Genomic DNA, 10,128 nt, shown 5'->3' with positions numbered 1-10,128 from the left:
GCTTGCCACCATGTTCATGGTGCAGTACGAGCCGGACGGGGTGGCCGGCCCGCACGACCATCCGTTCGAGGAGACCTACTACTTCCTCGAAGGCGACGGCGAGGGCACGTTCGACGGCGAGACCTACCGGCTCGGACCGGGCGACGTCGCCTTCGCCGGGGTCGGGTGCGTGCACGGCTTCCGCAACCTCGGCGACGGTCCGCTGCGCTGGCTGGAAACCCAGGCGCCGCAGCCACCCGGGCGGTACTCCTACCGGTTCGTGCGGGACTGGGACTACCTGAAGGTGGCGCTGGAAGGGAGCTGACATGGGTGCGGTGGTCGTGATCGGTGCGACGGCCGGCATCGGCCTCGAACTCGCCCGGCACTACGCCGAGGCGGGCCGCGAGGTCGTGCTCACCGGCCGGGACGCCGGCCGGGCGCGGGCCGCCGCCAAGGAGGTGGGCGGGGCGGCCACCGGGCTCGGCTTCGACCTGTCCCGCCCGGAGGAGATCGGCGCCGCGCTGGCCGAGGTGGGTCCGGTCGACGCGCTGGTGCTCTCCGCCGTCGACCGCGACCAGAACACCGTCGCCGAGTTCGACATCGCCGCCGCCCGGCACCTGGTCACCCTCAAACTGGTCGGCTACGCCGAGGTCGTGCATGCGCTGCGCGAGCGGTTGTCGGCCGAGTCCGGCGTGCTGCTGTTCGGCGGGCAGGCGAAGGTGCGGCCCTATCCGGGATCCACCACGGTGTCCACGGTGAACGCCGGAGTCGAGGGCCTGGTCCGCACGCTCGCGGTCGAGCTCGCGCCGGTCCGGGTCAACTCGATTCATCCCGGGATCGTCGGCGACAGCCCGTACTGGCGGGACAAGCCGGCGGCGGTGCTGGACGGGGTGCGGGCCGGAACGCTGACCGGCCGGCTGGCGAGCATGGCGGATGTCGTGGCGGCCAGCGTGTTCCTGCTGGAGAATCCCGCGATCAACAACGTGAGCCTGACCGTCGACGGAGGCTGGCGGTAGTGGCCGCCGACCCGGTCGCGGTGGTCGGCGCCGGCACCATGGGCGCGGCCATGGCCGCAACGCTGTGCCGAGCCGGCCGGAAGGTGCTGCTGTACAACCGGACCCGGGAGCGGGCCGAGCGCGTCGCCGAGCGGACCGGGGCGAGCGTGGCCGGTTCGGCGCGCGAAGCGGCGGCCGCCGGGCTCGTGCTCGTGTCACTGGCCGACGACGACGCGGCCCGGTCTGTCTACAGTGGACCGAACGGGCTGGTCGCCGGGCTGCGGGCCGGGTCCGTCGTGCTGGAGACCAGCACCGTCGCGCCGGACACCGTGCGGGAGCTTGCGGCACTGGCCGCCGAGCGGGGTGCGGTGCTGCTCGACGCGCCGGTGTCGGGCAGCGTCGCGCTGGTCGAGCGGGGCGAGCTGACGTTCATGGTCGGCGGTGACCCGGCGGCACTGGAGCGGGCCGCACCGGTGCTCGACATCCTTGGCAGGCGGACCTTTCATCTGGGTGGCCAGGGCAGCGGGTCGGTCATGAAGCTGGCGGTGAACTCCGCCCTGCACGGGCTGAACCAGGCGCTGGCCGAGGCGCTGGTGCTGGCCGAGTCGGCCGGGCTGGACCGGTCGGCGGCCTACGAGGTGTTCGCGTCGAGCGCGCTGGCGGCACCGTTCGTGCTGTACAAGCGGGCCGCCTACGAGCACCCGGAGACCACCCCGCCGGCGTTCACCCTTGGCCTGGTGGCGAAGGATCTTGCGCTGGTCGCCGGGCTGGCCGACGAGGTCGGGGTTGCGATGACACAGCTGGCCGCGAACCGCCAGGTGGTGGGCGCCGCGCTCGACGCGGGTCTCGGGGCGGCGGACATGAGCGCCCTGGCGACATTCCTGCGGGACGCCCGATAATTTTCGGAACCGATTCTTCAGCCGGTAACGGGGTGATCTCGACGAGATGCCGCCGTGACCGGCCCGCAACAGGTCTTGATACGTAACTCAGCGCGGATGTAGTGTGACCAGCGCCACCGAAAACTACCGGACACGTTCCGGAAACTTGCGGTCGAAAGGGATAGCAATGACTGCTTGGACCCCGATGCCCCGCCGAACCTTCCTCGGCGCGCTCGGCGCCGGCGCCGCCGTGCTCGGAATCGGCGGCTGCAGCAGCGGCGACAGCGGCGGGAACAGTGCGGACCCCAACGCACAGCAGACGATCGACTGGTGGCACATCGCGAACACTCCGCCGATGCTGCCGGTGTGGGACGAACTGGCCAAGGCATACATGGCCCAGCACTCCAACGTGAAAATCAACATCACGCCGATCGAGAACGAGGCCTTCAAGGCCAAGATGACCACCGAGACCCAGTCCGGGCACGCCCCCAGCCTGTTCCACACCTGGGGCGGCGGCGTGCTCAAACAGCAGGTCGACGCCGGTCTGGTCAAGGAGATCACCAACGACGCCAGCGGCACGATCAGCAACATCTCCAAGACTGCCATGGAGGCCTACCAGATCGACGGCAAGGCCTACGCCCTGCCGAACGACATCGGCATGGTCGGCTTCTGGTACAACAAGGCGCTGTTCAGCAAGGCCGGAATCAGCACACCGCCGGCCACCTGGGCCGAGATGCTGGACAGCGTGGGCAAGCTCAAGGGCGCCGGAGTCACCCCGATCGCCATCGCCGGCCAGGCCAAATGGCCGGAGATGTACTGGTGGACCTATCTGGCGATCCGGATCGCCGGGGTGGACGGGCTGCGCAAGGCCGCCGCGGACAAGAAGTTCGACGGCGAGGAGTTCGTCAAGGCAGGTCAGGAGCTCAAGAAGCTCGTTGACATGCAACCGTTCCAGAACGGGTTCCTGGCCGCGCCGTACGACCAGCCCACCGGCCAGGCGGCCACCATGGGCAACGGTCTCGCGGCCATGGAGCTGATGGGCCAGTGGGGTCCCTCGGTGCAGAAGGAGCAGTCCGGCAAGGGCATCGGCGACGACCTCGACTTCTTCGCGTTCCCGGCGGTGGACGGCGGCAAGGGCAAGGTCACCGACATCATGGGCGGCGGCGGCGGGTTCGCCGTCGGCAAGGACGCCCCGCCGGCCACGGTCGACTTCCTGCAGTTCCTGCTCAAGCCGGAGAACATCCGCAAGGGCATCTCGACCGGATCGATCCTGCCGGTGGTCAAGGGCACCGAGGACGCGGTCAGCGACGCCAACGCCAAGAAGGTGGTCGCCCAGGTGAGCAAGACGACCGAGTTCCAGCTCTACCCCGACCAGGCCTACCCGCCGTCGGTCGGCGCGGCCATCAACGACAGCGTCTCGCAGCTGGTCGCCGGCGCGATGACCCCGGAGGCGGTCGCCAAGGCGATCACCGAAGCCGCCCAGAATGCCTAGATGACGCGCTCCACAGTCGATACCGAGGAGCGGGCGGCGCCGAGACCGCCCGACGCGAGGCCGGCGGCCCGACCAGGGGGCGGGCGCCGGCGCCGCGTCAACATCGTCGCGATCGGGCTGTTCCTGTTGCCGGCGCTGGTGTTGTTCACCCTGCTGGTGCTGGTGCCGATCATGGTCGCCGCCTACACCAGCCTGTTCAAGTGGAACGGCTTCGGCGGGGTGCCGACGAACTTCATCGGGCTGGACAACTTCACCCGGATGCTGAAGGACAAGGTCTTCCTCGGCGACCTGCGGCACGGCGTCATCCTGATCCTGCTGTCCGTGGCGATCCAGCTTCCGCTGGCGCTGGGCATCGCCCTGCTGCTCAACCAGAAGCTGCGCGGCCGGGCGGTGTTCCGGCTGCTGTTCTTCGCGCCCTACGTGCTGTCCGAGGTCATCGCGGGCGTGCTGTTCAACATGCTGTTCAACGGCGACCGCGGGCTGGCCAACGAGGTCTTCCGGTTCTTCGGGGTGGACTCGCCGCCCGGGTTCACCGACAACCCGGACATCGTGCTGTACACGCTGTTCTTCGTGATCACCTGGAAGTACTTCGGCTTCCACATGATCCTGTATCTGGCCGGGCGGCAGAACATCCCGGACGAGCTGATCGAGTCGGCGATGATCGACGGCGCCACCCCGTGGCAGACCTTCCGGCACGTGACCCTGCCGCTGCTCGGGCCGACCATCAGGATCTCGGTGTTCCTGGCCATCATCGGCACGATCCAGCTGTTCGACATGGTGTGGGTGTTCACCAAGGGCGGGCCGATCCACGCCTCGGAAACCATGGCGTACACCATGTGGGAGTACGGTTTCCGCCGTTCCGAGGTCGGTTACGCGTCGGCGATCAGCGTGGCCATGTTCATCATCAGCTTCGTCTTCGCGATGTTCTACCAGCGGTTCGTGATGCGCCGGGACATCGAGGGCGCGGTCACCGGGATGCAGGAGGCGCGATGACCACCGTGGTGCGCCGCGCGCCGGCCGGACCGGTCAAGCCGGCCGGTGCGGCCGGGGTGCTGCGGAAAGTGGTGCTCTACGCGATCGCCATCGTGATGAGCCTGTTCATCCTGGTGCCGGTGCTGTACGGCGCGCTGGGCGGGTTCAAGGACAACGGGCAGCTGTCCAACAACCCGATCGGCCTGCCGAAGCCGTGGATCTTCGGCAACTACACCGGGATCCTCGCTTCGGTGGACTTCTGGCGTCCGCTGTGGAACACCGTGTTCATCGCGGTGCTCACCGCGCTGCTGGTGGTCGGGATCTCGGCGATGGCGGCGTTCGTGTTCGCCCGGTTCTCCTTCCGGGGCCGGGAAATGCTGTTCATGCTGTTCACGGTCGGCCTGATGTTCCCGTTCGCGGTGGCCATCCTGCCGTTGTTCGTGATCCTGCGGCAGTTCGAACTGCTGAACAACCCGCTCGGAGTGATCCTCCCCCAGGTCGCCTACGGCCTCCCGGTGACGATCATCATCCTGCGCGCGTTCTTCCGGGCGATTCCGGGCGAGGTCGAGGAGGCGGCCACCCTGGACGGCTGCAGCCCGTTCGGCTTCTTCTGGCGGATCCTGCTCCCCATGGCCCGCCCGGCCCTCGCCACCGTGTCCGTCCTGGCCATCGTCGCAAGCTGGAACAACTTCATGCTCCCCCTCGTCGTGTTCGGCGACCCGGACCTCTGGACGATTCCGGTCGCGGTGAGCCAGTTCAGCTCCGAACACAGCACCGACACCGCCAAGATCCTCGCCTACGTTGTCCTCGCCATGGTCCCCGCCCTGGCCCTCTACGCCGTGGCCGAACGCCAGTTGATCGGCGGCCTGGCATCCGGGGCGACCAAGGGCTGACAAGCCGCCAGCGCGACAACAGAACACCCGCCCCGCCGCGCCTGCGGGGCGGCGCCGCAGGCGCCGCCCCGCGCTGAATGTTGTTCCTGAGTTCGCAACTCACCAGCCTGGGTTGGACGACTCGCCGGGCCCGAACTGGGGACTCGCCGAAGGGTCCTGGTGGAGTCCGGTGGGCGCGGAGGTCGGGGCATCCGCGCCCACCGGGGCTGGGGCCGGGCCGAGGGTGGAGGGGTCCTCCTCGACCCGGCTTGACGCCGGCAGGTCACTGTCCGGCGCCGGCCGGGCCGCACGCGAGCGCGGAACGGCGGCCCGGCGATCGGGATGTCGGCATCCACGGCACTGCCCACAGGTGCCGTACCAACAACTCTCCAAGTGACGCAGGCGGCGGATGAGCAGGCGGGCGTCAAGAACGGTGAGGATCACGGCCAGTGTGACCGCCACGCCCAGCGCGATGCCAGTCTCAAGTGGACCGAGTCCGAACATGATCACCACCGGCTCACGTTGTGGTTGAGGTGGACCAGCGGCCCCGAGAACCTGAGCAGGAGCCGGGGCCGTGGCCGCCGGCCGGAGCCGGCTGGATCGCTGCCGTTGGGCGCATCACGTCCCGGAGGCGAGGTGCCGGAAGCGACCTAATTGGCACCGTACAACTAGACATGTCCAATTAGCCATTACCCGTATGAGGGAATGCATGCGCTCGGGCCGACCGGCAGGATGTAGCTCCGACAGACAGATGGATGGATGGACAGGAGTGTCGTGGCCACCCAGAATCCGCAGCGCGTGGAGCTCGGCGACATGCTGCGCCGCGCCCGCGAGTCCGCCGGACTGACGCCGGCCGCCATCGAGGGCGATCTTGGCTGGTACACGGGGAAGGTCAGCCGGGTGGAGCGTGGCTCGCGGGTGCCGGTGCCGGCCGAGATCGACCGGCTTGCCGACCTGTACCAGGTCGCCGGCGAGGAGCGGACCACGCTGCGCATGCTCGCCGACGCAGCCCGCAAGCGGGAGGCGCCGGCCCGGGTGGCGGACTTCGCGCAGACCTACGTCGCACTCGAGCGGGCCGCCGCCGAGATCCGCTACTACGACGCCGAGCTGGTGCCCGGCCTGCTGCAGTCCGAGGGGTACGCCCGCGCGCTGCTGGCCCACCTGCACTCCCAGCAGCAGTCGGACGAGGTGCTCGCCGCCCGGGTCGCGCGGCAGGCGATCCTGCGCGGCGACAACCCGCCCGACGTCCGGGTGGTGCTCGGTGAGGCCGCGCTGCACCGCCTCGTCGGCGGCGAGGAGGTGCTACAAGACCAGATCCGTCACCTGCTGCACGTCGCCGCGTTGCCGAATGTCGCGATCCGGATCATGCCGTTCACCTCGGGCGCCCACCGTGCGATCGGCGTCGGGTTCACGTGGCTACGACTCGGCGCTCCACCGATCGCCCGGGTCTACATCGAGGGCCTCACCGACGCCACCTACCTCCAAGACCCCGACGAGACCGCGGTCTACGCAGCGGACTTCGAGGAGGTATGGGCGGCAGCGCTCAGTCAGCGCGACTCTGCGACGATCCTCCGTGGGCGTATCACGGCAAGCTAAACCGGAGGACACGATGGAGGCACGGTGGAAGAAGTCCAGTCGGACCCAGGGCGCGAACAACTGCGTCGAAGTGTCTAGCGCGGGCGCGGTGCGGGACAGCAAGAACCCGGCCGGACCGGTATTGCGGGTCAACCTGTGCGACCTGCTGGACGCAATCAAGGAAGGCCGGATCTAGCGGCGCCTGAGATTGCGGCAGCCTGCGCCGCGCCTGCGGCGCGGCGCCGCAGGCGCCGTGCTTTCGGAACGCCGGGCCCAGCCCTGCCAAGGCGACCGACCCGAGCGTTCCGACGGAGCCGGGGACGGCACCCAGGCCCACCCACGGAAAGCCCGAGCCCGGCGCCTCAGCTACCCCGACGGGCAGTTCGCCTACGCAGACGCGCGTTTCAGCTACGCAGACGGGCGGCTTGGCTACCCGGATGGGCGGCTCGGCTGTGGGGGTGGCTTAGCAGGGTGGGGCGTAGCGGCAGGTGACGGGGGTGGGGCGTTCGACGGGGTGGCCGGCGGTGATCGACCAGGCCAGCCGGACGTACTGGGCGTGGGTCCAGGCCAGGGGTGTGGCCGAGGTGGTGGGGGTGCCCGGGCGGACGGTGGGGGCGGGCGGGCGGGTGTCCCAGACCTGTTCGGGGAGCATGAGGCCGCTGTTGGCGGTGGCGGCGATGGAGCGCAGCCGGGTCGCGGCGGACCGGGTGTCGCCGGCGAGCAGGTCGTACTCGCCGCGTTCGCCCGCGAAGATCGGCCACAGGCGGCCGTAGGTGCGGGTGGGCTCGGGGAAGTTGACGTTCCAGGGTGCGCCGTCGGCCTGTTCGCCGTAGCCGTCGCTGGTGAAGCGGTGCCAGAACTGGCCGGCCGGAGTCACGGTGGCGAGTTGCCGGTCGACCACGGCGATCGTGTTGCGGATGACCGGGTCGTCGGCGCGGCGGACGCCCAGGCGGACCAGTTCGAGGAAGCTGGGGTCGACGACGGCGCGCTGGTCGACGGTTCCCGGGTTGTTGTCGCCGAGGTTGTAGCTGGTGCCCTGGTCGGGCTGGCCGTCCTTGGTGAGGCGCAGGTAGTAGGGGGCGGTGGAGTAGGGGCCGGTGCGGGTGACGGTCCAGCCTTCCACCCGGGCCGCCCAGGAGTCGGCGACCGCCTGGTAGCGGGCGGCGGCGGGGCCGTTGCCGGCGCGGGTGAGCAGGTCGGCAAGGCAGGTCAGGCCGGCGACCGCCGAGGCGATCGTGGCGGGCGAGTAGCCGCTCTGGTTCTCCCAGCGCTCCTGCTCGCTCCACGGGGCGGTGTTGCCGTCCTTGGTGTAGGAGATGAGGAAGTCGGCCGCGCGGGCCAGACCGTCCAACGTGGACTGATCGCGGCGGTCGAGGAGCCAGGCCAGCAGCATCGGGGCCGCGGTCTCGTCGAGTTGGATGCTGGTCCAGTACGGGCTGCCGTCCACCCGGGTGTTCTGGGGTAGATGGCCGTCGGGTCGCTGCTGGACGCGCAGCATGTAGTCGAGCGCACGGCCGGCGGCCGGACGGTCGCCGGCGGCGAGCTGCGCGGTGGCCACGTGGTACAGGTCGCGTGGCCAGACCAGCGCGTAGGGGCCGAACTCGGGCACGACCGTCCGGTCGAAGCCGAACGCCCAGGGCAGGGCCGGCGCGGCGATGAACGCGCCGGGGTGGCGTTTGTCCTCGGTGGCCGCGAGGACCTGCAGCGAACTGGTGTAGACGGCTCGCTCCCGCTCGGTGCGCAGGCTGGCGGGCGGGCGATGCAGACCGGCGACGTAGGACCGCCAGCCGGCCCGGTAGCCGGCCGAGGCGGCGGGGAAACCGGCGGACAGCGAGGCATGCGCGGCGCCGAGCGCGGCGCGGCGGTCCGGGCCGAAGCCGAGCACCAGCGTGTCGTGCCGGGAGCCGGCGCCGTCCACCCGCAGCCGGGCGGTCTGCACGACGTTGCCGGGACCGGCGGCGGCGTAGCGGGAGTCGAGCCGGCGATCGGCGGCCAGGTCGGTCCAGCCGTCGCTGGTGCCGAGGAAACCGTTGGTGGTGGCGGTGAACCCGCGGCGAGCGAGCAGGGCGCTGGCCGCGCCCGCGTCGGTGGCGACCAGCGCGTCGCCTGCGGTCAGCGCGCGATCGTCGCCGCCTTCCCGGGACAGCGCCGGGTCGTACACCACGAATGTCTGAAGTGGACGGCCGGAACGCGAGCGCAGGTCGACGTCGACCAGCACGCTGGCCCGGGCCGGGTCGGTGACGTAGCGCAGTTCGGCGGTCCAGCCGGTGCCGCTGAGGTGTTGGCGGAAGGTCAGGTCGCCGGTGGGCTCGGTGCGCGCCCGGACGTCCTGGGCGCGCTCGACGAAGCTGGTTCCGTCGGTCACCACCAGTTGCAGGTCGCGGACCGCCGGCGTGCTCAGGTCCGGGTAGAACACCTCGGTCATCCGGCCGCCGCCGAGGGTGAACCAGACCGGGCTGGCGGTGCCGCGCGCGGTGCCGAACCCCTGTTTGTCCGCCGGGGTGAACACCGCGGGCGCGCCGGGTCCGCCGGGCGCCTCGCCCACCGCGGCGGCGGGCACCGGCAGGAGCAGGGGGATCAGGGCCGCGAGCAACACCGCTGTGCGCATGTCTCAGCGTTCCCCGTGGTGGGCCCGGCAAACCGGGATCCGGCCGGACGACACGTGCCCAGCGGCACCTACCGCGCCGAGGGCGTCGCGGCCTACCGTCGGCGGTGTGCTGTTGCTCTGGCCGGGCCAACGCCGCGGCGTCGTCGAGTGGCGAGCGCGCGTCGCCGGGTTCATGCCGCGACCGACCCCTCGGGTGACCAACCTGGCACTGCTTGCGGTGCTGGTGCTGGCGTTCGCCACCGGAGTCGGCTCGGTGGCCGCCGGTGCGCCGGGCGGGCGCTGGGTGGTGGTCGCGCACGGGATCGTGGCGATGGCCGTCATCCTGTTGACGCCGTGGAAGAGCACGGTGGTCCGGCGCGGGCTGCGCCGAACCCGCCGGACCCGTTGGCTGTCGCTGGTGCTGGCGGGCCTCGCGGTGACCACGTTGCTGTCCGGCCTGGCCTACACCACCGGGTTGGTGCGCTCGGTGGGCGGCGTGCTGGTGATGTGGCTGCATGTGGCCGCCGCGCTGGCGCTGACCGGGCCGGCGGTGTGGCACGTGCTGGCCCGCCGGGCCCGGCCGCGCCGGACCGACCTGTCCCGGCGGAGTCTGGTCCGGGGCGGGGTGTTCGCGGCGGCGGCGGGCGGGCTCTATCTCGGTCAGGCCGGCCTGGAGCGGCTGGCCGGACTGCCCGGGGCCGGCCGGCGGTTCACCGGCTCGTACGACGCGGGGTCGTTCGACCCGGCGGCGATGCCGTCGTACTCCTGGCTGGACGAC

At 70.8% G+C, this 10,128-nt stretch carries 10 protein-coding genes; 9 read left to right on the top strand and 1 reads right to left on the bottom strand.

Annotated elements, in window-relative coordinates; all coding sequences use genetic code 11:
* The 8 genes from VFO68_RS01420 to VFO68_RS01385 all read left to right on the top strand — a co-directional run.
* Positions 1-304: cupin domain-containing protein (locus tag VFO68_RS01420; RefSeq protein WP_325156271.1), on the top strand; the 304-nt coding region annotated here is incomplete at its 5' end.
* A gap of 1 nt (position 305) precedes the next feature.
* A complete protein-coding gene (locus tag VFO68_RS01415; RefSeq protein WP_325156270.1) occupies positions 306-995 on the top strand; it encodes an SDR family oxidoreductase in 690 nt (229 codons plus the stop codon).
* Positions 995-1,873: an NAD(P)-dependent oxidoreductase gene (locus VFO68_RS01410; RefSeq protein WP_325156269.1), complete on the top strand. Its 879-nt coding sequence runs from the start codon at positions 995-997 to the stop codon at positions 1,871-1,873. Before VFO68_RS01415 ends, VFO68_RS01410 begins: the two co-directional genes overlap by 1 nt.
* 166 nt (positions 1,874-2,039) lie before the next feature.
* Positions 2,040-3,344 (top strand): extracellular solute-binding protein, encoded by a 1,305-nt coding sequence (locus VFO68_RS01405; protein ID WP_325156268.1) that lies wholly within the window; start codon positions 2,040-2,042, stop codon positions 3,342-3,344.
* A complete protein-coding gene (locus VFO68_RS01400; RefSeq protein WP_325156267.1) occupies positions 3,345-4,337 on the top strand; it encodes a sugar ABC transporter permease in 993 nt (330 codons plus the stop codon).
* Positions 4,334-5,209: a carbohydrate ABC transporter permease gene (locus VFO68_RS01395; RefSeq protein WP_325156266.1), complete on the top strand. Its 876-nt coding sequence runs from the start codon at positions 4,334-4,336 to the stop codon at positions 5,207-5,209. Before VFO68_RS01400 ends, VFO68_RS01395 begins: the two co-directional genes overlap by 4 nt.
* A gap of 753 nt (positions 5,210-5,962) precedes the next feature.
* Complete coding sequence (locus VFO68_RS01390) at positions 5,963-6,784, top strand: helix-turn-helix transcriptional regulator (RefSeq protein WP_325156265.1); 822 nt, start codon at positions 5,963-5,965, stop codon at positions 6,782-6,784.
* Between the two features lie 13 nt (positions 6,785-6,797).
* On the top strand, positions 6,798-6,959 hold the full coding sequence (locus tag VFO68_RS01385; RefSeq protein ID WP_325156264.1) for a DUF397 domain-containing protein: 162 nt from the start codon (positions 6,798-6,800) through the stop codon (positions 6,957-6,959).
* A gap of 267 nt (positions 6,960-7,226) precedes the next feature.
* Here VFO68_RS01385 and VFO68_RS01380 read toward each other — a convergent pair whose 3' ends face one another.
* Entirely contained in the window at positions 7,227-9,371 is a 2,145-nt protein-coding gene (locus VFO68_RS01380) for a glycoside hydrolase family 15 protein (RefSeq protein ID WP_325156263.1), read from the bottom strand.
* Positions 9,372-9,477: 106 nt separating this feature from the next.
* Between VFO68_RS01380 and VFO68_RS01375 the strand changes: the two genes are divergently transcribed.
* The coding region (locus VFO68_RS01375) for a hypothetical protein (protein WP_325156262.1) at positions 9,478-10,128 on the top strand (651 nt) is incomplete at its 3' end.

This window comes from Actinophytocola sp. (genome assembly GCF_035712165.1).
In the GTDB taxonomy this organism is placed as follows: domain Bacteria; phylum Actinomycetota; class Actinomycetes; order Mycobacteriales; family Pseudonocardiaceae; genus DASYTH01.
The sequence above is the reverse complement of the archived record's forward strand: the minus strand, read 5'-3'. Positions and strand labels throughout refer to the sequence as shown.